The organism is Brevundimonas sp. TWP3-1-2b1 (assembly GCF_049896165.1).
In the GTDB taxonomy this organism is placed as follows: Bacteria; Pseudomonadota; Alphaproteobacteria; order Caulobacterales; family Caulobacteraceae; genus Brevundimonas; species Brevundimonas subvibrioides_B.
Genome location: NZ_JAFCTT010000005.1, coordinates 89,733 through 113,536, shown reverse-complemented (window position 1 = coordinate 113,536; position 23,804 = coordinate 89,733). Strand labels below are relative to the sequence as shown.

General features: G+C 68.6%; 27 protein-coding genes. 14 read left to right on the top strand and 13 right to left on the bottom strand.

All coding sequences use genetic code 11. The features are described 5' to 3' along the window. Positions 1-157 precede the first annotated feature (157 nt). The 7 genes from ACP7AB_RS06520 to ACP7AB_RS06490 all read left to right on the top strand — a co-directional run bounded on the left by ACP7AB_RS06520 (position 158) and on the right by ACP7AB_RS06490 (position 4,255). Positions 158-910 carry an SDR family oxidoreductase gene (locus ACP7AB_RS06520; protein WP_425988722.1) on the top strand — a complete coding sequence of 251 codons (753 nt, stop codon included), beginning with the start codon at positions 158-160 and terminating at the stop codon, positions 908-910. An 8-nt stretch (positions 911-918) separates the two neighbouring features. Further along, complete coding sequence (gene folB / locus ACP7AB_RS06515; protein ID WP_425988720.1) at positions 919-1,293, top strand: dihydroneopterin aldolase; 375 nt, start codon at positions 919-921, stop codon at positions 1,291-1,293. 217 nt (positions 1,294-1,510) lie between these two features. Continuing rightward, the gene (locus ACP7AB_RS06510) at positions 1,511-2,035 is read left to right on the top strand and encodes a 6-pyruvoyl trahydropterin synthase family protein (RefSeq protein WP_425988718.1); all 525 of its coding nucleotides are present in this window, start codon (positions 1,511-1,513) and stop codon (positions 2,033-2,035) included. A gap of 72 nt (positions 2,036-2,107) precedes the next feature. Next, entirely contained in the window at positions 2,108-2,782 is a 675-nt protein-coding gene (locus tag ACP7AB_RS06505; RefSeq protein ID WP_426046122.1) for a DUF4870 family protein, read from the top strand. A 10-nt stretch (positions 2,783-2,792) separates the two neighbouring features. Then, entirely contained in the window at positions 2,793-3,182 is a 390-nt protein-coding gene (locus ACP7AB_RS06500; protein WP_425988713.1) for a hypothetical protein, read from the top strand. A gap of 67 nt (positions 3,183-3,249) precedes the next feature. After that, positions 3,250-3,537 carry a GNAT family N-acetyltransferase gene (locus tag ACP7AB_RS06495; RefSeq protein ID WP_425988710.1) on the top strand — a complete coding sequence of 96 codons (288 nt, stop codon included), beginning with the start codon at positions 3,250-3,252 and terminating at the stop codon, positions 3,535-3,537. Between the two features lie 52 nt (positions 3,538-3,589). Further along, positions 3,590-4,255: a DUF4126 domain-containing protein gene (locus tag ACP7AB_RS06490; RefSeq protein WP_425988708.1), complete on the top strand. Its 666-nt coding sequence runs from the start codon at positions 3,590-3,592 to the stop codon at positions 4,253-4,255. Here the strand turns inward: ACP7AB_RS06490 and ACP7AB_RS06485 are convergent. After that, positions 4,227-4,535: a hypothetical protein gene (locus tag ACP7AB_RS06485; RefSeq protein ID WP_425988705.1), complete on the bottom strand. Its 309-nt coding sequence runs from the start codon at positions 4,533-4,535 to the stop codon at positions 4,227-4,229. The two genes, ACP7AB_RS06490 and ACP7AB_RS06485, sit on opposite strands and share 29 nt — an antisense overlap. A gap of 160 nt (positions 4,536-4,695) precedes the next feature. Between ACP7AB_RS06485 and ACP7AB_RS06480 the strand changes: the two genes are divergently transcribed. Continuing rightward, on the top strand, positions 4,696-5,085 hold the full coding sequence (locus ACP7AB_RS06480) for a hypothetical protein (protein ID WP_425988702.1): 390 nt from the start codon (positions 4,696-4,698) through the stop codon (positions 5,083-5,085). A 37-nt stretch (positions 5,086-5,122) separates the two neighbouring features. Here ACP7AB_RS06480 and ACP7AB_RS06475 read toward each other — a convergent pair whose 3' ends face one another. Next, positions 5,123-6,982, bottom strand: coding sequence for a monovalent cation:proton antiporter-2 (CPA2) family protein (locus ACP7AB_RS06475; protein ID WP_425988699.1), 1,860 nt, complete (start codon positions 6,980-6,982; stop codon positions 5,123-5,125). A gap of 60 nt (positions 6,983-7,042) precedes the next feature. Then, positions 7,043-7,849: an alpha/beta hydrolase gene (locus tag ACP7AB_RS06470; RefSeq protein ID WP_425988697.1), complete on the bottom strand. Its 807-nt coding sequence runs from the start codon at positions 7,847-7,849 to the stop codon at positions 7,043-7,045. Positions 7,850-7,894: 45 nt separating this feature from the next. On the opposite strand from ACP7AB_RS06470, the gene ACP7AB_RS06465 reads away from it, so the two are divergent. From ACP7AB_RS06465 to ACP7AB_RS06440, 6 genes are all read left to right on the top strand, one after another. After that, on the top strand, positions 7,895-8,149 hold the full coding sequence (locus tag ACP7AB_RS06465; protein WP_303694133.1) for an Lrp/AsnC family transcriptional regulator: 255 nt from the start codon (positions 7,895-7,897) through the stop codon (positions 8,147-8,149). Positions 8,150-8,409: 260 nt separating this feature from the next. After that, entirely contained in the window at positions 8,410-9,588 is a 1,179-nt protein-coding gene (locus ACP7AB_RS06460; RefSeq protein WP_425988694.1) for an acyl-CoA dehydrogenase family protein, read from the top strand. Positions 9,589-9,592: 4 nt separating this feature from the next. Continuing rightward, positions 9,593-10,714, top strand: coding sequence for an acyl-CoA dehydrogenase family protein (locus ACP7AB_RS06455; RefSeq protein ID WP_425988691.1), 1,122 nt, complete (start codon positions 9,593-9,595; stop codon positions 10,712-10,714). 220 nt (positions 10,715-10,934) lie between these two features. After that, positions 10,935-12,242 carry a homogentisate 1,2-dioxygenase gene (hmgA, locus tag ACP7AB_RS06450; protein ID WP_425988688.1) on the top strand — a complete coding sequence of 436 codons (1,308 nt, stop codon included), beginning with the start codon at positions 10,935-10,937 and terminating at the stop codon, positions 12,240-12,242. Positions 12,243-12,256: 14 nt separating this feature from the next. Beyond that, positions 12,257-12,607, top strand: coding sequence for a hypothetical protein (locus ACP7AB_RS06445; RefSeq protein WP_425988685.1), 351 nt, complete (start codon positions 12,257-12,259; stop codon positions 12,605-12,607). A gap of 40 nt (positions 12,608-12,647) precedes the next feature. Continuing rightward, a complete protein-coding gene (locus ACP7AB_RS06440) occupies positions 12,648-13,451 on the top strand; it encodes a DUF1295 domain-containing protein (protein WP_425988682.1) in 804 nt (267 codons plus the stop codon). 93 nt (positions 13,452-13,544) lie between these two features. On the opposite strand, the gene ACP7AB_RS06435 is transcribed toward ACP7AB_RS06440, so the two are convergent. The 10 genes from ACP7AB_RS06435 to hisB form a co-directional block, all read right to left on the bottom strand. Further along, on the bottom strand, positions 13,545-13,835 hold the full coding sequence (locus tag ACP7AB_RS06435; protein WP_425988679.1) for a hypothetical protein: 291 nt from the start codon (positions 13,833-13,835) through the stop codon (positions 13,545-13,547). Between the two features lie 82 nt (positions 13,836-13,917). After that, positions 13,918-14,886, bottom strand: coding sequence for a glucokinase (gene glk, locus ACP7AB_RS06430; RefSeq protein WP_425988676.1), 969 nt, complete (start codon positions 14,884-14,886; stop codon positions 13,918-13,920). Continuing rightward, positions 14,883-16,757, bottom strand: coding sequence for a phosphogluconate dehydratase (edd, locus tag ACP7AB_RS06425; protein ID WP_425988673.1), 1,875 nt, complete (start codon positions 16,755-16,757; stop codon positions 14,883-14,885). The genes glk and edd overlap by 4 nt, the downstream gene beginning before the upstream one ends. Next, entirely contained in the window at positions 16,757-17,464 is a 708-nt protein-coding gene (pgl, locus tag ACP7AB_RS06420; protein ID WP_425988670.1) for a 6-phosphogluconolactonase, read from the bottom strand. Before pgl ends, edd begins: the two co-directional genes overlap by 1 nt. 144 nt (positions 17,465-17,608) lie before the next feature. After that, on the bottom strand, positions 17,609-19,066 hold the full coding sequence (zwf, locus tag ACP7AB_RS06415; protein WP_425988668.1) for a glucose-6-phosphate dehydrogenase: 1,458 nt from the start codon (positions 19,064-19,066) through the stop codon (positions 17,609-17,611). A 38-nt stretch (positions 19,067-19,104) separates the two neighbouring features. After that, positions 19,105-19,728 (bottom strand): bifunctional phosphoribosyl-AMP cyclohydrolase/phosphoribosyl-ATP diphosphatase HisIE, encoded by a 624-nt coding sequence (gene hisIE / locus ACP7AB_RS06410; protein ID WP_303694121.1) that lies wholly within the window; start codon positions 19,726-19,728, stop codon positions 19,105-19,107. A gap of 148 nt (positions 19,729-19,876) precedes the next feature. Beyond that, on the bottom strand, positions 19,877-20,659 hold the full coding sequence (gene hisF / locus ACP7AB_RS06405) for an imidazole glycerol phosphate synthase subunit HisF (RefSeq protein ID WP_425988665.1): 783 nt from the start codon (positions 20,657-20,659) through the stop codon (positions 19,877-19,879). A 34-nt stretch (positions 20,660-20,693) separates the two neighbouring features. Beyond that, positions 20,694-21,428 (bottom strand): 1-(5-phosphoribosyl)-5-[(5-phosphoribosylamino)methylideneamino]imidazole-4-carboxamide isomerase, encoded by a 735-nt coding sequence (hisA, locus tag ACP7AB_RS06400; RefSeq protein ID WP_425988662.1) that lies wholly within the window; start codon positions 21,426-21,428, stop codon positions 20,694-20,696. Continuing rightward, on the bottom strand, positions 21,425-22,024 hold the full coding sequence (hisH, locus tag ACP7AB_RS06395; RefSeq protein ID WP_425988659.1) for an imidazole glycerol phosphate synthase subunit HisH: 600 nt from the start codon (positions 22,022-22,024) through the stop codon (positions 21,425-21,427). Before hisH ends, hisA begins: the two co-directional genes overlap by 4 nt. A 145-nt stretch (positions 22,025-22,169) precedes the next feature. Continuing rightward, positions 22,170-23,597: an imidazoleglycerol-phosphate dehydratase HisB gene (gene hisB / locus ACP7AB_RS06390; protein ID WP_425988656.1), complete on the bottom strand. Its 1,428-nt coding sequence runs from the start codon at positions 23,595-23,597 to the stop codon at positions 22,170-22,172. Between the last annotated feature and the right edge of the window lie 207 nt (positions 23,598-23,804).

The following is a 23,804-nucleotide window of genomic DNA, read 5'->3' as shown; positions in this document are numbered from 1 at the left end:
GTTGCGTTCCAGGCCTTGCTCGCATCGACACCTTGAACCGTTCGACTGCGCCCTCTATTCCGGCACCATAATCAGGAGCTCCCCATGCTGGCCCTCTACATCATCCTCGGCTTCGTCGCCGTTCTCGGCGCCATCAACCTGTTCGAGTTCGGCCGGGTTGACTGAACCCCTGCGCGGCGCGGCGCTCGTCACGGGCGGGGCGCGCCGGATCGGCCGCGCCATCGTGCTGGCTCTGGCCGCGCGCGGCCATGACGTCGCTATCCATCATCGGGATTCAGCCGCGGACGCGGAGCAGCTGGCAGAAGAGGTGCGCGCGCTCGGTCGCCGCGCAGCGGTCCTGCCTGCCGACCTGACCGACGAGGCCGGGACCCGCGCCCTGATCCCGGCGGCGGTCGAGGCGCTCGGCCCGATCTCGATCCTGGTCAACAATGCCTCTGTGTTCGAGGATGACCGTGTCGGCAGCCTGTCTCGCGAGACCTGGGACCGGCATCTCGAGACCAATCTGCGTGCGCCCGTCGTGCTGGCCGAGGCCTTCGCCGCCCAGGCCCCCGACGGCGCCTCGATCGTCAACCTGCTGGACCAGCGGGTGCTGAAGCCCGACCCGCGCTTCTTCTCCTATGCCCTGTCGCGAAACGGCCTTTGGTGGGCGACGCGGACCCTGGCCCAGGCCCTGGCGCCTCGTATCCGCGTCAATGGCGTCGGCCCCGGTCCGACCCTCGCCTCGATCCATCAGTCGGAGGCCGAGTTCGCCGCCGAACAGTCCGCCATGCCTCTGGGCCACGGCCCGTCGCCGGAGGACATCGCGGGAGCCGTCGTCTATCTCGTTGACGCCCGCTCGGTCACCGGCCAGATGATCGCCGTGGACGGCGGCCAGCACCTGGCCTGGCAGACCCCCGACATCGCCGAGTGAACCCCGCCGTGATCCAACCCCTTTCGGCCGCCCGGCGCTCCAACCTGACCGTCTTCGTCAAGGGCCTGCGGGTCGAGGCCGGCATCGGCGTCTACGACCACGAGCACGGCCGGCTGCAGACCCTGGTCATCGACGTGACCCTCGATCTCGGCCCCGCCGAGGTCCACGGCCTTTCCGACACCATCAACTACGAGACCGTCGCCGCCTCCGCCCGCCGCATCATCGCCGAGGGCCACGTCGGCCTGGTCGAGACCTTCGCCGAGCGGCTGGCCCTGCACTGTCTGGAGGATGCCCGGGTGCTCGGCGTGACCGTGCGGATCGACAAGCCGGACGCGCTGGAGGCCGCCGACGGGGCCGGGTGCGAACTGAGTTACCGCAGGTGATTCCCTCTCCCGCCGGGAGAGGGCTTGAGGCTCGCAGAGCGTAGCGATGCGTCTTCAGCCGAAAGGGTGAGGGGCGCGCCCTCGCCGGTCGACGACTAACCCCTCACCCTTTCGCGCAAGGACGACGGCTCTGCCGCCGTGCGCTCAAGCCCTCTCCCGCCGGGAGAGGGGCCGTGGCTTGCTTTGAGTCGCAACAAGCACGACATGTCGCCACGCAATGCCCCAGGTTCGTTTCACCCGCCGTTTCTCGATGGCCCACCGCCTGCTCTCCGACCCCGCGTCGCGGTGCGCGGTGCCGCATGGCCACAACCAGTTCGTCCACGTCGTCCTGGCCACGGAGGCGGAGATGGATTTCGGCGCCTCGAACTTCGTCACGTCGTTCGAAACGCTGAAGGGCCGCTGGCACGGATTCATCGACAAGGCCGTGGATCATGCCTTCCAGCTGAACGGCGCCGATCCCATGCTGGCCTGGTTCCAGGCGAACGAGCCTCAGCGGGTCGCCCGCCTGATGGTGTTCGACGGCGATCCGACGACCGAGGCCTTCGCGGTCGCCCTGCGTCGCAAGCTGGACGCCATCCTGGCCGACGACGGCTCGCCCTACCGCTGCGTCGAGCTCACCCTGGAAGAGACCCCGACCAATGCCATCATCATCGGCGAGCACCTGAGCGCCGCCGAACGCGCCTGGGCCGCCGGAAGCTGGATCGACCGGGCCGATCTGTCGATCAACGACCTGAAGGCGTAAGGTTACGCGCGGTTCGGCTTGCCTCCGACCGGCGGCCCCGCCATTGTCCTGACCATGAACGCGAGGACCCCGATGGCCGAGCCCGGCGATCCCGATGCGCCCCAGAACTCTGATCCGGAGCTGCATGACGACGACCTGATCGGTTTCGCCTCGCCCGCCGCGCTGGAGGGTCAGATGCGCGCGCCCGCGCCGCCCCCGGTCGAGCCTGAACCCGAAGCGCCGGCTCCCGAGCCCGAGCCCGAGCTTGTCGTCGCGGAGCCCGGCCCGGTGGACACCCCGGTTCCCGAGATCGCCGCGCCGACGCCGGTCCCGAGCCCGCCGGCCGCGCCGGAACCGGCGCCGCAATGGGCCCGCGAGACGTCGATGCCCGAACAGCCCGTCGGCATTTTCGCGAGTCGCCGCGAAGAGCCCGCGCCGATTGACGGCGCCATGGGCATCTACGCCGTCTACGCCCTGATCCTGTTCGCCGTGCCGACCCTCGGCGTTTCGGCCCTGATCGCCCTGCTGGCCGTCACCGGTCGTGCCGGTCCGCAAGGCGAAGTGGCCGCCAGCCATTTCGTGTTCCAGCAGCGCACCCTGTGGGCCGGCGCCGTCGTCGCCCTGCTCGGCGCCATCCTGATCGCTGTGGGGCTGGGTGTCTTCGTCCTGTTCATTCTGGCGGTGTGGTTGATCCTTCGCGGGGCCGGCGGCGTTCTGAAACTCAAGGCGGGCCGTCCGATCGAGCGCCCCCGCGCCTGGCTGTTCTAGGAGAGTCCCCATGTCCGACGCGTCGCAACCTCGGCTCGAGCCCGGCCACGAGGCCGAGGGCAAGCCCGCCGCCCTGATCGCCTGGGCCCTCTACATCCTGTCGATTCCGTCGGCCAATGTGCTGGTCCTGGTCGGACTGGTCGTCGCCTACGCCGCGCGCGGCACCGCCACCGGTCTCCCGCGCCAGCATATCGAGGCCCAGATCGCGCTGTTCTGGTCGGTCTTCTGGTGGACGATCGCCCTTTGGGTCCTGATCGCGATCAGTATGGCGGCGTCGATCATCCTGATCGGCATCCCGTTCCTCCTGCTGTTCGGAGCCCTGTGGTTCCTGCTCAGCATCTGGTTCACGGTGAAGAGCATTCTCGGCGTCGTGAACCTGATGTCGGACAAACCCGCCTGATCAGGCGTGACCATACGGAACGGTGCGTCGACCCAGGGGGTTTGACTCCGGCTCCGAGGGAACACTCATGACCGACTTCCGCGACGTCGTGGCCGAGCAACGCTACGAACAGGGCTTTACCGACGCCGACGGCGAAATCCGCCGCGTCTGGGCCGACTATTCGGTTCAGGGAAACCGTCGCGCCATCCTTCACGTCGAGGCCGAAGACGAACTGCGCGGCTCCGGCGCGGCGGGCAAATCCATGCAGAGCCTCGCTGACCACGCCCGCGCCGGGAACCACAAGTTGACGCCGGTGTGCAGCTATGCGGTCGCCTGGTTCAGGCGGCATCGGGACTACGCCGACGTGATCGGCTAAACCTTTCGGGGCGCTATGCCATACGGCCGGCAAGGGACCGGCAGGAGCAGGGATGGACAGCATCGACCTTCAAGCCGTTCAGCAGGGGCTCGGCGCCGCTGCCGGCCCGCTCCAGACCTGGGTCCTGCCCGCCCTGCTGGGGCTCGGCCTCGCTTCGGCGACCGGCCTGCGCACCTTCCTGCCGCTGCTGATGCTGGCCCTCGCCGCGCGGTTCGGCCTCTTCGGCATCCAGTTGAACGACCAGATGGACTGGCTCGCGGACTGGCCCGCCATTGCGGCGCTCGGCGTCGCTGCGGTCGTCGAGTTCGCGGGCGACAAGATCCCCGTCGTCGATCACGGCCTCAACGTCCTGGGCGCCTTCACCAGACCGGTCGCCGGAGCGGTCGCGGCGGGCAGCGTCTTCGCCGGCCTCGACCCGACCACGGCCGCCATCGCCGGGGTCATCGTCGGCGCCCCGACCGCCTTCGCCTTCAACGCCGCCCAGGGAGGAGCCCGCCTGACCTCCACCGCGACGACCGGCGGCGTCGGCAATCCGGTCCTGTCCCTGATCGAGGACGTGCTGGCCTTCTGCACCGTGATCCTGGCCTTCCTGGCCCCGATCCTCGTTCCGGTGGTGCTGATCGTCCTTGCGGTTCTGGTGTTTCGCCTCGCGAAGCGCCTGCGGCGGAGGCTTTACGCCCGTGACGGCGTCACGGCAGGCGCGACACGATCGCCTTGATCGTCCGGGCCTTGGCCGGCAGGTCCTCGGCCAGGCGAGAAGCGATTTCCCTTGCCCCGACCGGATAGGCGTCGCCGCCCCTGGCGATCTCGTCGGCCAGGGTCGCCGCGTCATTCAGAATCTTTTCCAGCGCCTCGACCTGCTCGGTGGCAAGGGCGCGTGCTTCCATCTGTAGGCGTCTGACCCGCTCGGTGGTGCTTTCTGGCGCGCGCATGAGGTCATAGACCTCGGATTCGACGACGAGTCTGAGCTCGGGCTTGTTCGGCTTCTTCGTCGGCATCGGCAATCCTCTTTCACGGAGGACAATGGTGATGTGGTCAAGCTGTTCCTCGCCTTCGCGGAGAGTTGTGTTTGTCGTCCCCGACTGTTGCCGGGGCGCCGCAGCAGGGGCTGACTCCCCCGACCCAAACGGCTAGGATTGAGCAGTCCGGAGGGAAACCATGCATGTGTTTCAGGCGGGAGTCGGGGTGGCGCTGGGTCTGATCGCGGGGGCCGCGAGCGAGCCCGCGGCGACGCAGGAACGCGTAGTCACGGAAATTCCCTACATCACCTGTGACGGCTCGCTGTGGCGGGCGAGTCTCGACGGCGAACGGTTTCTGCATACGGCGAGAGACGCCGATGCGGGGCACGAAGACACCGTCATCCATTATCAAACCTGGGACGGAGGCTGCTGGCGTGCGAGGTGGGACGCCGATGCGCGGCGCTTCGACCATTCGCCCTTCGGCGCGGGGTCGGCCCATCCCGACACGATCCTGAACTTCCTCGACTGGGAAAGTGTGCCCTGGACCGCCCGTCGCGACGGTGACGACTGGATCGTCACGCGACGCTAGAGTCCACGGACCCTCGAGCGGGCTTGGCCTGGGGACCTCAGGCCTCTTCCTGTTGCCGCTCTCGCTCCTCGGCGGTCATGACCTCGGCGGCGTCCTCGTTCAGGGCCTGGGCCTCCCGACGCGGCTTGACGTAGGGCTCGGGCTGCGGGGTCGAGGTGTTGTTCCTCCACAGGCTGCGGCCGGCCTGTAGCCCGCCGGTGACCTGGAGGATCAGCCTCTCCTCGTCGCGACGACGCACGTCCTCGATCGTCTCGCGCGCCTCGTCCTCCGAGAAGCCGAGGTCCTTCAACACATGCTCGCCGAACGCCAGGGCGCTTTCGAAGGTCTCACGGATGTGGAACTCCACGCCCGCGTTGATCAGCCGGATCGAATGGCCCCGGTCATAGGCGCGCACAAACAGTTTCGTCAGCGGGAACTCGGCCTTGACCAGTTCCACGATCCGGTCGGCCGCCTCAGGCTTGTCGACGCAGACCAGGATGGTCTCGGCCCCTTCGGCGCCCGACGCGCGCAGCACGTCCAGGCGCGAGCCGTCACCGTAATAGACCTTGAAACCGAACTTTCCGGCGGCCTGGATCATCTCCACCTCCATGTCGATGATCGACACATCGACGTCGCGGGCCAGCAGCGGCTGCGCCACGACCTGGGCGAACCGGCCGAACCCGATGATCAACACCCGCTCGCGCAGGTTCGCGGCCCTGTCCACCCCGTCCGCCTTGTCCGGATCCAGCGCCTCGTCCGGTCTCAGCCTGTCGGCGATGAACAGCCGAAGCGGTGTCAGGGCCATCGACAGAATGACCATCGCCGACAGGATCGCCGCCATGCGCGGATCGAACAGGCCGGCCGCCCCCGCCGTCGCATACAGGACGAAGGCGAACTCCCCGCCCTCGCCCATCAGGGCGGCGCGCAACAGCCCTTCGCCGTGGCTCTGTTTCAGCCGGGCGACGGCATAGACGCCGATCATCTTCAGCGCCGAGAAGGCCACGACCCCGCCCAGCACCCAGGCCCAGTCGCGCACGACCACGGCGAGGTCCAGCGACATGCCGATGGCCAGGAAGAACAGGCCGAGCAGGATGCCGCGGAACGGCTCCACATCGGCCTCCAACTGGTGCCGGAACGTCGATTCCGACAGCAGCACGCCGGCCAGAAAGGCGCCCATGGCCATGGAGAGTCCGCCCAGACTGACGGCAAAGGCGGAGCCCAGCACCACGACCAGCGCGCCCATGGTCATGACCTCGCGCCCGCCGTAGCGAGCCAGAAGGCGGAACAGCGGGTTCACCAGCCAGCGCCCCGCGACGTAGACCCCGGCCACGGCCGCGACCGCCGACCCGATGGTGACCCAGACCGGCCGGGCGGCCTCCACGGCGGTCCCGTAGGCGCCGGCCAGGGCGGCGACGATCGCCAGCAGCGGCACGATGGAGATGTCCTCGAACAGCAGCACCGACACGACCCGCTGGCCCGCCGGTCCGGATTTCTCGTTCCGCTCGTCAAGCAGCTGCATGACGATGGCCGTGGACGACAGGGCGAAGCCGAAGCCGGCGATCACCGCCGCATACCAGGGCAGGCCCGCCAGCAGGGCGGCGCCGGTCAGCAGGACGGCGCAGGTCATCACCTGCACGGCGCCGAGGCCGAAGATTTCCCGCCTCAGGCTCCAAAGCCGCGCCGGTCGCATCTCCAGCCCGATGATGAACAGGAACAGCACGATGCCGATCTCGGCCACATGCAGCATGGTCTCCGGCTCACGCACGACGCCCAGGGCCGACGGTCCCAGGATCAGACCGGCGGCCAGATAGCCCAGTACGGCGCCCAGGCCGAACCGCTTGAACAGGGGCACGGCGACGACCGCCGCCGCCAGCAGCGCCACCGCGTGGCCCAGACCCATTCCCGTCGGTTCCGCCATGATCCGTCCCGTGCCGCGAGGCTCTATAGTGGCGACGCTTTGCCGCGATTGCGAGGGGCGTCAGGCTTTCGCCAGCTCCACGATCCGCTTCACCAGCCCGCTCTCCGGGTCGCACAGCGGGTCCAGGACGGTGAAGTGGTTCAGGCCCGGCAGGGCCTCGAACCGCGTCTCCACCCCCTTGCCGCCCCAGTGGTCCGCCATGTCCCGTGACTGGCGCACGAACTCGCTCGTTTCGTCCGCCCCGACGACGCAATCCAGCACCGTTCCGCCCGGCGTCGATCCGTTCGGGACGGGCCAGTGAACCGGCGACAGGGCGGCCGCCTCGCGCGCATCCAACCGCAGCGCAGCGTTGAGCGAGGTCGGGATCAGCGGCTCCAGATCGAACAGGCCCGAGATCGCGACGGCCGCCGAAGCCCGTCCCTCCGACAGCATGCAGGCCGCCAGATGCCCGCCGGCGGAATGGCCGAACACCGCCGGTCGCCTGCCGGTCCGCGTGCGGATCAGCGCCACCGCATCCCGAATCTCGCCGACGATCCGCCCCAGCCGCACATCCGGGCACAGGTCATAGGAGGGCACGGCCAGGCTGACGCCATGCTTCAGAAACGCCGGCGCGATCCAGCTGAACCACGATCGATCCAGCGCCTGCCAGTAGCCGCCGTGGACGAAGACCGCGACCGGCGCGTCCGGCCCGGCCTCGAACAGGTCCATGACCTCACGCTTGCCGCGGCCATAGGGCAGGGCGGTCGGCGGATGGACCGCCCGCGCCGCCTCCGCATCCGTCTTCCACCGGGCCATGACGACCGGATGATCGGGCACGGCGGCCCGGTTGTTGTATTCCGCTTCGAGATCGAGGGTCTTACCGGCCACGTCCGCATCCGCTACTCAAGCCCCCGAACACCGGAGCCCACGACCATGATGACCGCCATCTTCGTCTTCATCAAATGCGAGCTGGGCCACGCCAATGATGTCGCCGCCGACATGGTCGACAATGTCGAATATGTCTCGGAGGTCTATTCCACCTCGGGCCAGTACGATCTGCTGGCCAAGTTCCAGCTGCCCCGGGAGATGGACATCGGCACCTTCGTCACGAAGTCGGTCCAGACTCGCCCCCACATCCGCGACACCTTCACCGTCATCACCTTCTCGCCCTTCCTGCCGACGAAGTGACGCCTGGCGTCTCCTCCCCGTGCGCGCTTGCGCATGGGGAGGTGGCGGCGAGCCCTTGCGAGCTGACGGAGGGGTTCTTGCCGCGACAAAGAACCCCTCCGTCTCTCCGGCTCCGCCTCCGAGCCGCCTCCCCATCGCGAAGCCGCGACAGGGAGGAGACAAAACGCTCGAAGCTGACGCGGCGTCACGGTGGCTTCTCCAGACTGATCGCTGCTAACCTGTCCGCCTGAGGCGCAGGCACAGGCGTCAGGGAGCGAACCATGGCCGATCTGGAAACCTTCCGCGCGGAGACGCGCGCCTGGCTCGAGGCGAACTGCCCGGCGGAATGCCGCGGTCCGCTCGACAATGACGAGGACCGCGTCTGGGGCGGCCGCAACGCAACCTTCAAGACCCCGGCCCACAAGCGCTGGATGGACGTCATGGCCGCGCGCGGCTGGACCGCGCCCCAATGGCCGACCGAGTACGGCGGCGGCGGTCTCGACCGGGAAAAAGCCAAGGTCCTGGCCTCGGAGATGCGCCGCATCGACGCCCAGATGCCCCTGTCGTCCTTCGGCGTCTGGATGCTGGGCCCGGCCCTGCTGCAGTTCGGCACCGAGGAACAGAAGAAGCGCTTCCTGCCCGAGATCGTGCGTGGCGAAATCCGCTGGTGCCAGGGCTATTCCGAACCCGGCGCCGGTTCCGACCTGGCCGCCGTCCAGACCCGCGCCGAGGATCGCGGCGACCACTGGATCATCAACGGCCAGAAGATCTGGACCTCCTACGCCGACAAGGCCGACTGGATCTTCTGCCTGATCCGGACCGATACTGAGGCGCCGAAACACCTCGGCATCTCCTTCGTCCTGTTTGACATGGCGACCCCCGGGGTGACGACCCGGCCGATCGAGCTGATCTCCGGCAAGTCCGCCTTCTGCGAGACCTTCTTCGACGACGTCCGCGTCGAGAAGGTGAATCTGATCGGCACGCTGAACCGCGGCTGGGACGTGGCCAAGGCCCTGCTGGCCCACGAACGCACTATGATCGGTGGCATCGGCGACATCGGCCGTCCCATCAGCCAGGTCGCGGCCGACTCGATCGGCCTGGACGACACGGGTCGCCTCGACGAGCCGATGCTGCGGACCAGGATCGCCGAGCTGGAAATCGACGCCGCCGCCTTCCGTCTGTCGATGGAGCGGGTCGGCGACCAGGTGAAGGCCAAACAGGTCTCTCCGGCCATCGCCTCAATGCTGAAATACTACGGCTCGGAGCTGAACAAGCGTCGCCATGAACTGGCCATGGCCGCCGGCGGCTCGGACGCCCTGGAGTGGGAGAGCGAGCGCTCGCACAAGGGCACGCCCGCCCGCGACTGGCTGCGCACCAAGGCCAATTCGATCGAGGGCGGCACCTCCGAGGTTCAGCTGAACATCATCGCCAAACACCTGCTTCAGCTGCCGGGAGCCTGAGCCCATGCCCCTGATCCTGACTGAAGAGCAGACCATGCTGAAGGACGCCGCCGAAGGCTTCCTCAGCGAAAACGCGCCCATCGCCCACTTCCGCAAACTGCGGGACACGAAAGATGCTGACGGCGTGTCGCGCGACCTGTGGAAGGCGTTCGGCGAGATGGGATTCGCCGGCGTCATCATCCCCGAGGAACACGGCGGCTCCGGCCTCGGCGCGGTCGAGGCGGGCATCGTGGCCGAGGGTCTGGGTCGCACCCTGACGCCTTCGCCCTTCTTCGGCTCGTCGATCCTGGCCGCCCGCATCCTGATCGATGCGGCTTCCGCCGATCAGCAGTCCGCCTGGCTGCCGAAGATCGCGGCGGGAGAGGCCATTCTGTCACTGGCTCTCGATGAGGGGCCGAAACACCAGCCGTCGCGGATCGCCACCACGGCCGAACGCAGCGGCAACGGCTTCAAGCTCAACGGCGCCAAGGGCTTCGTCCTCGACGGCCATATCGCGGACGCCCTGATCGTGGCGGCCAGGACCGACGCCGGCGTGACCCTGTTCCTCGTCGATCCGAAGACCTCGGGCGTCGAGATCGAGCGCACGGTCATGGTCGACGCCCACAACGCCGCCCGCATCACCCTGACCGATGTCCATGTCGATGCTGACGCCGTCATCGGCGACGTCAATGCGGGCGAGGCGGCTCTCGAGGGCGCACTGAACCTTGGCCGCGCCTGCGCCGCCGCCTGTCTGACCGGCGCCGGCGACCAGGCCTTCCTGACCACGGTCGAATACCTCAAGACCCGCAAACAGTTCGGCAAGCTGATCGGCGAGTTCCAGGCCCTGCAACACCGCGCCGCCCACCTGTTCACCGAGCTGGAACTGGCCAAGGCCGCCGTCCTCGGCGCCCTGCAACGCATCGACGCCGGCGCCCCGAAAGCCGACCTCGCCGTCTCCATCGCCAAGGCCAAGGCCGGCCGCGTTGCGGAGCTGGCGGTCCAGGAAGCGGTCCAGATGCACGGCGGCGTCGGCATGACCGAGGCGTACGATGTCGGCCTCTATATGAAGCGGGTGCGGGTGCTGAACGAACTCCTCGGCGACGCCGGCTTCCACGCCGAGAAGCTGGCGCGGGCTGGGGGATACTAAACCCTCCCTCTCCCGGCGGGAGAGGGCTTGAGGCCCGCAGAGCGATAGCGATGCGTCTTGGCCGAAAGGGCGAGGGGCTGGCGCTAGCCGGCGAGGGCACGCCCCTCACCCTTTCACGCAAGGACGCCGGCAAGCCGTCGTGCGCTCAAGCCCTCTCCCGCCGGGAGAGGGTGACGCGCTGAACCACCCCCGCTAAACCTCCCGCCAAGGGAGACTCTGCATGACGCTGAACAGCGCGACCTATCTGACCGGTTTCGGCAACCACTTCGCCACCGAGGCCGTCCCCGGCGCCCTGCCGATCGGCCGGAACTCGCCGCAGAAGACGCCGATGGGCCTCTATGCCGAGCAACTCAGCGGCACGGCCTTCACCGCCCCGCGCGCCGAGAACCGCCGCAGCTGGCTCTATCGCCTGCGCCCTTCGGCCCAGCATCCGGCCTATCAGCCGTTCGATCAGGATCGCGTCCGCTCCGGCCCCTTCCACGACGCCCCGCCCAGCCCGAACCGCATGCGCTGGGACCCTCTGCCCCTGCCGACCACGCCGACCGACTGGGTCGACGGCCTGGTCACCTATGGCGGTACTGGCGATGCGGAGGCCCAGGTCGGCGTCGGCATCCACCTCTACGCCGCCAACCGGTCGATGACGGACCGCGTCTTCTACGACGCCGACGGCGAGCTGCTGATCGTGCCGCAGGAGGGCGACCACGCCTTCGTCACCGAGTTCGGACGGATCGAGGCCAGCGCCGGCCATATCGTCGTCATCCCGCGCGGCGTGCGCTTCCGCGTCGAGTGCAGCGGCCCCATCCGCGGCCCCATCCGCGGCTATGTCTGCGAGAACTACGGCAGCCCCTTCCGTCTGCCCGACCTCGGCCCCATCGGCTCCAACGGCCTGGCCAATCCCCGCGATTTCGAGACCCCGGTCGCGGCCTTCGAGGACGTCACCCGCCCTACGGAATGCGTGCAGAAATACGCCGGCCGCCTGTGGGTCACGACCTTCGATCACTCGCCGCTCGACGTCGTCGCCTGGCATGGCAACAACGCGCCCTACCGCTGGGACACGGCCCGATTCAACACCATCGGGACGGTCAGCTTCGACCACCCGGACCCCTCGATCTTCACCGTCCTGACGTCGCCATCGGACACGGTCGGCACGGCCAACTGTGACTTTGTCATCTTCCCGCCGCGCTGGATGGTGGCCGAGGACACCTTCCGTCCACCGTGGTTCCACCGCAACGTCATGAGCGAGTTCATGGGTCTGGTGACCGGCGCCTATGACGCCAAGGAGGGCGGCTTCGCCCCCGGCGGCGCCTCGCTGCACAACTGCATGAGCGGCCACGGCCCGGATCAGGCGAGCTACGAAAAGGCGGTCTCGGCCGACCTCAAGCCACACAGGCTGGACAACACCCTGGCCTTCATGTTCGAGACCCGTCTCCCGATCCGCACCACGGAATGGGCGCAAACCACGCCGACGATGCAGCTCGACTACGACGACGTCTGGACCGGCTTCGCCAGGGGCGACGTCTCCAAATAAGCTAAGGACTATCCATGCGCATCCTGATCGTCGCCCTCGCCCTGTTGTCCGCAGCCTGCTCGCCGATGGCTGAACAGGCCCCGGATGCCGGCGCCCCGACCCAGACCGCCGGGGCGGCTTGCGCCGCGCGGGGCGGGGAGATCATGCGCGTCGGCCGGTTGCAGACCTCGCGCTGCGTCGTGCCCTTCCGGGACGCGGGCAAGGTCTGCCGCGACGGCGACGACTGCCTCGGCGACTGCCGCGCCGAGACCGCCGGTCCGCGCGAGGGAGCGGTCACCGGCGTCTGCGCCCCCAATGACCTGCCGTTCGGCTGCAACACGCCGATCGAGAACGGCCGCGCGGGCCCGACTCTGTGCGTCGACTGAGGCGACGCATCCGTGCAGGTCATGCTAGCGTTTCTGTCGCATGACCCTGCCTGAACTCGCCGCCCTGCTGGGTCTCAACCTGGCCGTCCTCGTCGTCGTGATGCTGGCCCTCTGGGGGCTGGCGCTGCGGCTGAAGGACGTCAGCTTCATCGACGGCGTCTGGCCCTTGGGGATGCTGCTCCTGGCCCTGATCACCTTCCCCCGCACCGACGGCGATCAGACCCGAAAATTCCTGCTGCTCTGGCTCTGCGCCGTCTGGGCCGTCCGCCTGGCCTGGCACCTGCTGCGCCGGTGGCGCGCGAACGGCGTCGACGGCCGCTATGCCGAGATCGTCGAGACCCAGGAGAGGGAGCACGGCTGGAGTTTCGGCAAGACCGCCCTGCTGTTCGTCTTCCTGCCCCAGGCGTTTCTGGGGTGGTTGACCTCCCTGCCGGTGCAACTGGGCCAGGTCGAACACGGGCCGATCGGCTGGCTCGGCTGGATCGGCGCCCTCGTCGTCGTCGTCGGAATTGGTTTCGAGAGCGTCGGTGACGCCCAGCTGGCGGCCTTCCGCAAGGATCCGAAAAACAAGGGCAAGGTGCTGGACACGGGCCTGTGGCGCTACACTCGCCACCCCAATTATTTCGGCGACGCCTGCGTCTGGTGGGGGCTGTGGCTGATCGCGGCCGAGACCGGCTGGGTCGGGATCGCCTCGGTGGTCGGGCCGATCTTCCTGACCTTCACCCTGACCCGCTGGTCGGGGATCGGCATCACCGAGAAGGCCATCGGCAAGTCCCGGCCGAAATACGCCGACTACATCCGCCGCACGAGCGCCTTCGTGCCCATGCCGCCGAAGAAGCTCTGACCGGCCAAACGAAAACCCCCGCCGCTTTCGCGACGGGGGCTCCGTGAACCTTCCAAAGGACAGGCGGGGCTCATGAAACCCCGACAGCGCTCCTTAGTTCGCCGGCGGCGTCGTGACCGGGGCGGCCGGAGCGGCCGGGTCGGACGGCGAGGTGTTCGGCGTGTTCGAGGTGGTCATGCCGCCGTCGGCGTTGCCGGCCTGTTGCTCGATTCGGTCGGCTTCGGCGTTCAGGGCGGTTTCCTGCTGTTCGGTCGGAGCGGCGGCGGCCTGCTGCTCCAAGGCGTCGGCCTGGACTTCGGCAGACTTGTCGGCGGCGGATTCGCCACAGGCGGCGAGCGAGCCGGCCAGGGCGATGGCGGCGGAGGCGATGATCAGTTTACGCATGGGGAATTCCTTCCAGTGAAGCCGGAAAAATGCGCGGCCTCACGGAAGGTTCACGGGTGCGTGAAGAAAAATATGATCGACGTTACGCGATGTCGGCAAAGGCGACCCGTGCGGCCCCGAGCAGAGCGGCCTGTTTGTGGGTGATCACCCAGGTCGGGATATCGGCCATATAGTCCCGGAACCGGCCCTTCCTCTCGAACCGCTCACGGAAGGGGCTGGCCTTCAGGAAGGACAGGATGCGCGGCGCGATTCCGCCGGCGATATAGACCCCGCCCCGCGAACCCATCGTCAACGCCACGTCGCCGGCCACGGCGCCCAGGATGGCGCAGAACCGGGCCAGGGTGGCGCCACAGTGGCTGCGCGGGTCGGCCAGAGCCTCGTTCGTGATCTGGGCAGGATCATCGATATGGGTCTCGCGGCCGTCGATCTGGGCCAGGGCCCGGTGCATGTTCAGCAGGCCCGGACCGCAGATCAGCCGCTCGATCGACACCCGGTCGTAGCGCTGGCGCAGGATGCGCAGGATTTCGTCCTCGACCGGATCGCCCGGCGCGAAACAGGCGTGGCCGCCTTCGGACGGCAGGGCGATCTCCCGGCTGTGGATATCCCGCGCGAGGGCCGAGACGCCGAAGCCGGTGCCGGGGCCCAGCACCGCGATGGCGGAATGCGGATCGCCTTCGGTCGGGCCGCCCAGATGCGCCAGATCCGCTGCCGGCACGACCGGCGCGCCCCAGGCCAGGGCTTCGAAGTCGTTGATCAGCCGCACAGGGTTCAGGCCCAGGGTCTGAAGCTCGGCTTCAGACACCGCCCAAGGGCTGTTGGTCAGGTCGATGGCCCCGTCGGTCACGGGTCCGGCCACGGCGATGACGCCTCCCGAGGGTTTGACCTCGCAGCCATCGATGAAGGCCGCGACCCCTTTCAGGAAGGTCGGATACTGTTCGGCCGGGAAGCTCTCGTGGTGGTCCAGCGTGATCTGTCCGTCGACCATGCGGGCGAGGGCGAAGCGGGCATTCGTTCCGCCGACATCGCCGACGAGAAGGGGGCTGTCGCTCATGCGTCGATCTCCCGGTTGTGCACATTGGGATCGGCGACATCGCGGATCTCGGGTTGCTGCTGCGTCGGTTCGGCCGCGAAACAGATCGAGGCGCCGCGCTCGGCCGACGACACGGCCGCGCGGAAGGCGCCGAACAACTCGCGGCCATAGCCCCAGCTCTGCACCGAGTTCGGCCGTGCCCGCTCGCGTGTGGTCAGGTCGGCGTCGATGGCCAGGACCCCGGCCTCGGCGTCCAGTCGGACGATGTCGCCCTCGAGCACATAGGCCAGCGGCCCACCCTCCAGCGCTTCCGGCGTCACATGGATGGCCGCCGGGGTCTTGCCCGAGGCGCCCGACATCCGGCCGTCGGTGACGAGGGCGATCGGCACGCCGCGATCCTGCAGCACGCTCATCAGGGGCGAGAGGGAGTGCAGTTCCGGCATGCCGTTGGCCTTCGGCCCCTGGAAGCGCAGGACGATCACGCCGCCTGCATCCAGTTCGCCGCGCTGGAAGGCCGCCAGCACGTCTTCCTGGGCGTCGAAAACCCGTGCGGGGCCTTCGACCCTTCGATGCTGCGGCTTCACGGCCGAGATCTTGATCACTGCCCTGCCGAGGTTGCCCTTGACCAGCCGCAGGCCGCCCTCGCTGTCGAAGGGGTCGGAGGCGGGACGCAGGATGTCGCGGTCCAGGCTCTCGGCCACGCCATCCTTCCAGCCCAGTTCGCCGTCGATCATCGCCGGCTCCTGGAAATAATGATGGATGCCCCGGCCCATGATGGTGGTGACGTCGGAATGGATATGACCTGCCCGGGCCAGTTCCCGCGCCACGAAGGCGACGCCGCCCGCCGCTTGGAAGGCGTTCACATCGGCTGATCCGTTCGGATAGATCCGGGCCAGCAACGGGGTCACGGACGACAGCTGGTCCATGTCGGTCCAGTCGATCAGCACCCCTGCCGCCCGCGCCATGGCGACCAGGTGGATGGCGTGGTTGGTCGATCCGCCGGTGGCGAGCAGGGCCACGATCATGTTGACGATGGATTTCTCGTCGATGACGTCGGCCATGCGGCCTTCGCCGCTGACGGCCAGTTCGACCGCTCGCTTTGCGGCGGCCGCCGTCAGGGCGTCGCGCAGGCCCGTCTCCGGGTGAACGAAGGCGGTCGACGGCATGTGCAGGCCGCCCAGCTCCATCATCATCTGGTTGGAGTTGGCCGTGCCGTAGAAGGTGCAGGTGCCCGGCGAATGGTAGGAGCCGACCTCGCTGGCCAGGAGGACGTCGCGGTCGACCTTGCCCTGGGCGTATTCGGCCCGCACCCGCGCCTTTTCGGCATTGGGGATGCCCGAGGGCATCGGTCCGGCGGGGGCGAAGACGACGGGCAGGTGGCCGAACGCCAGCGCCCCCATGAACAGGCCCGGCACGATCTTGTCGCAGACGCCCAGCATCATGGCCGCGTCGAAGGCGTCGTGGGTCAGGGCGACCCCGACCGACATGGCGATGACGTCGCGGCTGAACAGCGACAGTTCCATCCCCGGCCGACCCTGGGTGACGCCGTCGCACATGGCGGGGGTGCCGCCGGCGACCTGGGCCGTCGCGCCGACCTCGCGGGTGGCCTTGCGGATCACATCCGGGAAGCGTTCGAACGGCTGATGCGCCGACAGCATGTCGTTGTAGGCGGTGACGATGCCGACGTTGGGCGTCTTGCCGTCCATCACCTTCAGCTTGTCGACGATGGTCTGGCCCGCGAAGGCGTGGGCCCAGTTGGCGCACGACAGCTTGGCCCGGCCGATGCCGCTGTCCCGCGCCGCATCCATGCGGCGGATGTAGTCGGTCCGCGTCTCTCTCGAGCGTTCGATGATGCGTTGGGTGACTTCCGCCACGACAGGGTGAAGAGCCATCAGTTCGCCTCCGTCCAGACGATTTCGAGCGGGACCTTCGCGGCGATCATCGCCGCGATCGGTTGCACGGCCGGATCGCCCTGGGCCTCCCGCTCGAACACCGAACGCTTGGCTGCGCCTTTCAGGCCCAGGATCACCCGACCCGCCGACATCAGGTACGGCAGGTTGATCGAGATCCGCTCCAAGCTCGGCGCCATCCCGTCACGCCCGTGCGGCACGCCCAGCACCGTGGGCTTCAGCGTCGGCGACAACAGGGTCTTCAGCGTCGGGCTGCCGGGGAACATCGAACAGATGTGCCCGTCCTCGCCCATGCCCAGAAGCACTGCGTCTAACCGCTCGCCGGCCGCGGCCAGCCCGTGCGCCGCCACCGCCGCCGCCCGGTCGACCGTGACCTCGGAATGGTACAGCGGAATGAAGGTCGCCCGTGACGCCGGCCCCTGCAGCAGCACAGCCTTGATCAGCCGCGCGTTCGATTTCGGGTCGGTCTCGGGCACATAGCGCTCATCCACCAGGGTGACCGCGATCTTGTCCCAGCCGATATCCGCCTGGGCCAGGCGGGCATAGACAGGTGAGGGGGTCGACCCGCCGGGACCGGCGAACAGGGCCCTGCCGTTGGCGAGGACGGCGGCGGCCAGGGTTTCCTCCAGCCGCCCGGCGATGGTGGCGGCCCAGGCCTCGATGATGGGGAAGGTCTCGATTTCGGCCATCTTATTTCCGTGCATCCCCGCGAAGGCGGGGACCCAGTTCTGTCGTGAGGCACAAGGTCCGTTGGCGGCTGGGCTCACACGGCGCCGCTGATCGCCCAAAGGCCTGGGTCCCCGCGTTCGCGGGAATGCACGGAGTGAAGCGGGTCATGCTTGCGTGTTCCAGTCCCGGCCGGTTCGCACCATCAGCATGTCGGCGGTATCCGGGCCCCACGTTCCCGCCCTATAAGGCTGCGGCTTGACCTTGCCGTCGACCCAGGCCTGCGACACGCCGTCGACCCATTCCCAGGCCTTTTCCGCCTCGTCGCGGCGCACGAACAGGGTCGAATCCCCGTTCAGCGCATCGAGCAGCAGCCGCTCATAGGCGATCCGGCGGCGCGGGGGCTTGTCCCCGGCCCCGCCGACGCCCCACGACAGACTCATCTGGATCGGCTGAAGCTGCATCCGCTGATCCAGACCCGGCTTCTTGTTCATGACCGTCAGGGAGATGTCTTCCTCGGGCTGCAGCTCGATGACCATGCGGTTGGCGCTGTCTTCCTCGTGGCCGTTGTCGCCGAAGATCGAGTGCGGCACCGGCTTGAACTGGATGACGATCTCGGTCCGCTTCTCGGGAAGACGCTTTCCGGTGCGCAGGAAGAACGGCACACCGGCCCAGCGCCAGTTGTCGATGTCCACGCGGATGGCGACAAAGGTCTCGGTGTCCGAGTCCGCCCCGCGCTCCTCGTCGTAGCCCGGAACGCGCTGGCCCTCGACGGTGCCCGAAACATACTGGCCCCGCACGGTGGTGCGTTCGGCGTCCTCTTCGGTGATGGGGCGAAGGGACCGGATGACCTTGACCTTCTCGTTGCGCACCGAGTCCGGATCGAGGTCAGACGGCGGCTCCATCGCCACCAGACACAACAGCTGCAGCATGTGGTTCTGCAGCATGTCCCGCAGGGCGCCGTACTCGTCGTAGTAGGGCCAGCGGTCGCCGACCCCGACGGTCTCGCCGACCGTGATCTGGACATGGTCGATCGACAGGTTGTTCCACAGCGGCTCGAAGATGACGTTGCCGAACCGAAGCGCGATCAGGTTCTGGACCGTCTCCTTGCCGAGGTAGTGGTCGATGCGGAACACTTGGTTCTCGCTGAACGCATCGGCGACCGCGTCGTCGATGGCGCGGAAACTCTCCAGGTCGCGACCGACCGGTTTTTCCAGCACCACCTTGTCGTCGGCCTCGGCCAGACCCGCCGCCCGCATCGCGGTGACGATCCTGGCGTACAGGGACGGCGACACCGCCAGGAAGCTGGTGCAGGCGCCCGGCCCGACCTTGTCCTTCAGCGGCTTCAGGCTCTCCGCCGAGGTGGCGTCGACGGCGAGATAGTCGAGGCGCGCCTTCATCCGGCTCCAGCTGGCGTCATCCCAGGCGTCGTCGGCCTTGGCCTTGCCTTCGACGGCCGCGCGGACCTTCTCGACATACTCGTCCCGGCTCTCCTCGGAACGGGCCGCGCCGATGATTTTCAGCCCGTCCGGCAACAGGCCATCGTGCTCCAGGAAATAAAGCGAGGGCAGCAGCATGCGCATCGCCAGATCGCCGCCGCCGCCGAACAGCACTAGAGCCGTCATGCTTGCCTGTCTCCCTGTCGGGGACGAGGCCCCGTCGTCTATTGTGGTTGTTTGGCCGGTCGCTCGCGCGAGGCCAACACGTCCAGCACCGCCTGAAACGACAAGTGACGCGCCCGTAACAGAACGAGCAAGTGGTAGATCAGGTCCGCCGCTTCGGATGCGACCTCTTCATCAGGCCCGGCGGCGCCGGCCAGGGCCGTCTCCACGCCCTCCTCGCCGACCTTCTGTGCGGCCCGCTTGGGCCCCTGCGCCAGGAGTTTCGCCGTCCAGCTGCTCTCCGGATCGGCGCTCGCGCGTTCTGCGATGGTCCGTTCCAGCCGCGCGATACGGCCCAGGCCCGGCGCGTCCGCATCGCCGAAACAGCTGGTCGTCCCGAGGTGACAGGCCGGTCCCATCGGCCGCACCGCCAGCACCAGGGCGTCGCCGTCGCAGTCGGGCGTGATCGACACGACCGTCAGCCGGTTGCCGGACGTCTCGCCCTTGCGCCAACGGCCGCCCCGCGAGCGCGAGAAGAAGGTCGCCTCGCCGCTCTCGATCGTCTCCTCCAGCGCCGCCCGATCCATATAGGCGAGCGTCAGCACCTGGAGGGTGTCGGCGTCCTGCACCACGGCCGGGATCAGGCCGGCGCCCTTTGCGAAGTCGAGGCTGGATGGATCGATCATCTTAGGTTCCGTGCATCCCCGCGAAGGCGGGGACCCAGTTCTTTTGCGACGCACGGCGTCCGGGATTGATGTGAGGGACGCGCCGGGCTCTGCCCGATCGTTTGAAAAGCTTGGTCCCCGCCTTCGCGGGGATGCATGCAGAGGGTCGTCACTGCCGCACCTCAACACCCGCGCCCGCCAGGAACGCCTTGAGATCCGGCACCGTGATCTGTCCGGAGTGGAATACGCTGGCCGCCAGCGCGCCCGACACGTTCGCCCCACCTTCGGAAAGAGGAGCGAACACGTCGAGGAAATGTGACGCCGCCCCGGCCCCACCCGAGGCCACCAGAGGGATGGTCAGCCGCGCCCGCGCGTCGGCCAGCTGCGCCGTGTCATAGCCCTTGCGCACCCCGTCCTGGTCGATGCAGTTCAGCACGATCTCGCCGGCGCCGCGCTCCTGCGCCTCGACGATCCAGTCCATCGTCCGCCGCCCGGCGAGGCGCCGCGCATCGGGATCGCCGGTGTATTTGTGCACGACATAGTCGCCGTCCTCGCGCCGACTATCGACGCCGACGACCACGCACTGCGACCCCAGCCGCTCGGCTATCTCGGAGATCAGCCCCGGCCGTTCCAGTGCCGGCGAGTTGATCGAGACCTTGTCCGCCCCGTTGTCGAGACAGGCGGCCGCCTGATCCACGCTGCGGATTCCGCCCGCCACGCAGAAGGGAATGTCCAGCAGCCGCGCGATATCCCGCACCCAGCCATAGTCCAGCGTCCGCCCCTCGGGGCTCGCGGTGATGTCATAGAAGACCAGTTCGTCGGCGCCCTCGTCGCGATAGCGGGCGGCGAGTTCGCAGGCGTCGCCCATGTCGACATGCCCCTCGAAGCGCACGCCCTTCACGACCCGGCCGTCCTTGACGTCCAGGCAGGGGATGATGCGTCGAGCCGTCATTGGACGGCGCGCTTCTTGAGACGGGAGGCGGCGGTCAACTCACAGCCTCGATCGCCTGAAGCGCGGTGAACCGGCCCTCATAGATCGCCCGCCCGACGATAGCGCCGTCGCAGCCGATGGCCTTCGCCGCCCGCAGGTCCTCCAGCGAGGAGACCCCGCCCGATGCCTGCACCTTCAGCTCCGGCCGCCGCTCCAGCACTTCGGCCAGCAGCTCCAGATTCGGCCCTGTCAGCGCCCCGTCCCGGCCCACGTCGGTGATCAGCACATGTTTCAGCGTCCCGACAGGATAGCGATCCAGCGCCGCCCAGAGGTCCAGCCCCGCCGCCTTGGTCCAGCCCTTCAGCGAGGGTACGGGAACCCCGTCCTCGCCGACCCGAACGTCGAACGCCAGAGTGATCCGATCCGGGCCGAACCGCTCCAGCCATCCCGCCACCACGACCGGATTGCTGACCGCCAGCGATCCGACCACGACCCGCGACACGCCCGCTGCCAGCAGCCGCTCCACATCGTCGACGTCGCGCACGCCGCCGCCCGACTGGATCTTGACCTCGATACTGCCGGCCAGTTCGCCGACCAGGGCATGCTGCACCGCGCGGCCTGCCTCGGCGCCGTCCAGGTCGACGATGTGGATCCAGGTCGCGCCCTCGGCGACGAACGCCGCCAGCCGCGCGGCCGGGACCTGATCATACTCGGTCACCTGATCGAACCGGCCGTGCATCAGCCGCACGCAGACGCCGTTCCGCAGATCGATGGCGGGATAGACGATCATGCGTCGAGCTCCAGGAAGTTTCGCAAGATTTGCGCGCCGGCCTTCGCCGAACGCTCCGGGTGAAACTGGCAGCCCCAGCGATTGCCGCGTCGCACCATGGCCGGAACCTCGGCGCCGTATTCGGCGCAGGCGATGGTCGCATCGGTGTCGGGACAGACGTAGGAATGCACGAAATAGGCATAGTCGCCCTGGCGAACGCCCTGCAGGATCGGGTCGTCGGCCAGCCCATGGAGCTGGGACCAGCCCATGTGCGGCACCGGCAGGTCGTCGCGAACAGGCATCCGGGTGACCCGTCCGGGAATGAACCCGAGCATCGTCGCCCCGCCGTTCTCCTCGCTCTCGGCGAACAGCAGTTGTTGGCCGAGGCACAGGCCCAGCAGCGGCCGTTCGAACCTCTTGATGATGTCGGTCAGGCCGAGGGCGCCCATCCGCTCCATGGCGTAGCCCGCCGCCCCGACGCCCGGCAGGACGATGCGCTCGGCCTCCGCGATCACGGCGGCGTCCGAGGTCACGACGACTTCGGCGTCCAGCCGCTCCAGCGCGAACTGGACGGACGCGGTGTTCCCCGCGCCGAGATGGACGATGGCGACGGTCATTTAAATCCTCCCCCATTGGGGGAGGTGGCGCGGCGCCGCTTTGCGCCATGGCGGAGGGGGCTCGCAGAGAACATGGTGTCCGGGGCTGGCCCCCTCCACCGCTTCGCGGTCCCCCTCCCCCGACGGGGGAGGAATGATGCGGCCATCACAGCACCCCCTTGGTGCTCGGCACGGCGTCGCCCTCGACCCGGATGGCCTGCCGCAGCGCCCGGCCGAAGCCCTTGTAGGCGGCCTCGGTCTTGTGGTGGTCGTCGTCGCCGGTGACCGAGATATGCACCGCCGCCCCCATGGCCTCAGCCAGCGAGCGGAAGACGTGGGCCGTCAGGTCGGTGCGATATTCACCGATGAAGGGCGTCGCGAACGTCCCCTCGAACAGGGGATAGGGCCGTCCCGACAGGTCGATGGCCACTTTGGCCTGGGCCTCGTCCATCGCCAGGACGAAGCCATACCTCTGGATGCCGCGCCGCTCGCCCAGCGCCTGTTTCAGCGCCTGGCCCAGGGCGATGGCGCTGTCCTCGATCGTGTGGTGCGGATCCGTGTGCAGATCGCCTTCGCATTGCAGGCGCAGCGAAAACCCGCCGTGCGCCGCCACCTGTTCCAGCATGTGGTCGAAGAAGCCGACGCCGGTCTCGATCCTGATCGGCCCGGTCGCGTCGAGATCGACGGCGCAGACGATGCGCGTCTCTTTCGTGTCGCGCACGGCCTGCCCGACCCGGTGCGGCCGCGTCTTGGCCGGCGCCAGACCGAGCGCCGTCAACAGCCGGTCGTTGACCTCCGCCTTGATCGAAACCGGCAGCCTCAACCGGTCGCCAGAACGGTCCGCCGCCACGCCGTATCTCGTCAGCTCGGCCAACGTCGCCTCGATGTCCGATGGCCGCGCCATCAGGATCGGCCCGACGCCGCTCTCGACGACCATGGCCCGGCCGATCTCGCGGGCCAGCCGCTCCCGTTCGCGCCGCACGGCCGCGATCCGCCCCGCCGTCTCGATCATCCGCGACGGGTCCAGGGCCTGGATCGCCAGCCGCACCACAGGCTCGGGCAGGGCGTAGGGTTCGACCACCTCCGCCAGCCGTGCCAGGGTGTGCGCCTGACCCAGCGCCGCCCCGACCCGCGCCCCGGCCAGCCCATAGGCCAGCGACAGGCTGCGCAGCACGACCAGATTGGCGTGGTCCGCGATCAGGGTCGTCGCCGACGGCGCATCCGCGAACTCGACCAGCCCCTCGTCGACGACCAGCAAGGCCGGCGCGACCCGTTCCGCGATCTCGGCCACGGCTTCCGGTGAGCCCAGAGCGCGGATCACGACCGCCGCCCGCTCGCCGTCGCTGGCGCGATAGATACGGCCCAGCCCGGCATAGGGCTCGGCGTCGGGCGCCTCGACCGACCGGCCGTCGCGCGCCGCCAGTCGCCAGACCAGTTCCAGGCCGTGCGTCAGCCCGCGCACCGCCAGCACCTGATCGGCCGCGACGCCATAGACCTGGGCCATCCGCGCCTGCAGCGCCGACGCCTCGCCGGGATAGTTCTCCAGGCCCTCGCCGCCGGAGACGAGGGGGGCATAGGGGGCGGGCAGGGTCATCGTAGTCCTCCCCCATAGGGGGAGGGGGACCGCCCCCCGGTCCGAGCTCCGCTCGGCCGGACGACAGGCTCCGCGGTGGAGGGGGTTGGCCGCGAATGCGGAGTCCAGGGCGAGCCCCCTCCGTCTCTACGCTTCGCTTCGAGCCTTGAGGATCGGCTCGTATACGAGCCGACCGCAAGCCCCCGATGGGGGAGGATTGTCAGGGCA

Coding starts and splice junctions, on each gene's coding strand:
- pgl (WP_425988670.1), bottom strand. CDS start 17,464: ATGGCCGAAATCGAGACCTTCCCCATCATCGAGGCCTGGGCCGCCACC.
- glk (WP_425988676.1), bottom strand. CDS start 14,886: ATGAGCGACAGCCCCCTTCTCGTCGGCGATGTCGGCGGAACGAATGCC.
- hisIE (WP_303694121.1), bottom strand. CDS start 19,728: ATGATCGATCCATCCAGCCTCGACTTCGCAAAGGGCGCCGGCCTGATC.
- ACP7AB_RS06455 (WP_425988691.1), top strand. CDS start 9,593: ATGCCCCTGATCCTGACTGAAGAGCAGACCATGCTGAAGGACGCCGCC.
- ACP7AB_RS06440 (WP_425988682.1), top strand. CDS start 12,648: ATGACCCTGCCTGAACTCGCCGCCCTGCTGGGTCTCAACCTGGCCGTC.
- hisH (WP_425988659.1), bottom strand. CDS start 22,024: ATGACCGTCGCCATCGTCCATCTCGGCGCGGGGAACACCGCGTCCGTC.
- ACP7AB_RS06465 (WP_303694133.1), top strand. CDS start 7,895: ATGATGACCGCCATCTTCGTCTTCATCAAATGCGAGCTGGGCCACGCC.
- ACP7AB_RS06475 (WP_425988699.1), bottom strand. CDS start 6,982: ATGGCGGAACCGACGGGAATGGGTCTGGGCCACGCGGTGGCGCTGCTG.
- ACP7AB_RS06495 (WP_425988710.1), top strand. CDS start 3,250: ATGACCGACTTCCGCGACGTCGTGGCCGAGCAACGCTACGAACAGGGC.
- ACP7AB_RS06435 (WP_425988679.1), bottom strand. CDS start 13,835: ATGCGTAAACTGATCATCGCCTCCGCCGCCATCGCCCTGGCCGGCTCG.
- hisF (WP_425988665.1), bottom strand. CDS start 20,659: ATGACGGCTCGACGCATCATCCCCTGCCTGGACGTCAAGGACGGCCGG.
- ACP7AB_RS06485 (WP_425988705.1), bottom strand. CDS start 4,535: ATGCCGACGAAGAAGCCGAACAAGCCCGAGCTCAGACTCGTCGTCGAA.
- hisB (WP_425988656.1), bottom strand. CDS start 23,597: ATGACCCTGCCCGCCCCCTATGCCCCCCTCGTCTCCGGCGGCGAGGGC.
- ACP7AB_RS06510 (WP_425988718.1), top strand. CDS start 1,511: ATGCCCCAGGTTCGTTTCACCCGCCGTTTCTCGATGGCCCACCGCCTG.
- ACP7AB_RS06445 (WP_425988685.1), top strand. CDS start 12,257: ATGCGCATCCTGATCGTCGCCCTCGCCCTGTTGTCCGCAGCCTGCTCG.
- ACP7AB_RS06505 (WP_426046122.1), top strand. CDS start 2,108: ATGGCCGAGCCCGGCGATCCCGATGCGCCCCAGAACTCTGATCCGGAG.
- ACP7AB_RS06500 (WP_425988713.1), top strand. CDS start 2,793: ATGTCCGACGCGTCGCAACCTCGGCTCGAGCCCGGCCACGAGGCCGAG.
- ACP7AB_RS06460 (WP_425988694.1), top strand. CDS start 8,410: ATGGCCGATCTGGAAACCTTCCGCGCGGAGACGCGCGCCTGGCTCGAG.
- ACP7AB_RS06490 (WP_425988708.1), top strand. CDS start 3,590: ATGGACAGCATCGACCTTCAAGCCGTTCAGCAGGGGCTCGGCGCCGCT.
- zwf (WP_425988668.1), bottom strand. CDS start 19,066: ATGACGGCTCTAGTGCTGTTCGGCGGCGGCGGCGATCTGGCGATGCGC.
- hisA (WP_425988662.1), bottom strand. CDS start 21,428: ATGATCGTCTATCCCGCCATCGATCTGCGGAACGGCGTCTGCGTGCGG.
- hmgA (WP_425988688.1), top strand. CDS start 10,935: ATGACGCTGAACAGCGCGACCTATCTGACCGGTTTCGGCAACCACTTC.
- edd (WP_425988673.1), bottom strand. CDS start 16,757: ATGGCTCTTCACCCTGTCGTGGCGGAAGTCACCCAACGCATCATCGAA.
- ACP7AB_RS06480 (WP_425988702.1), top strand. CDS start 4,696: ATGCATGTGTTTCAGGCGGGAGTCGGGGTGGCGCTGGGTCTGATCGCG.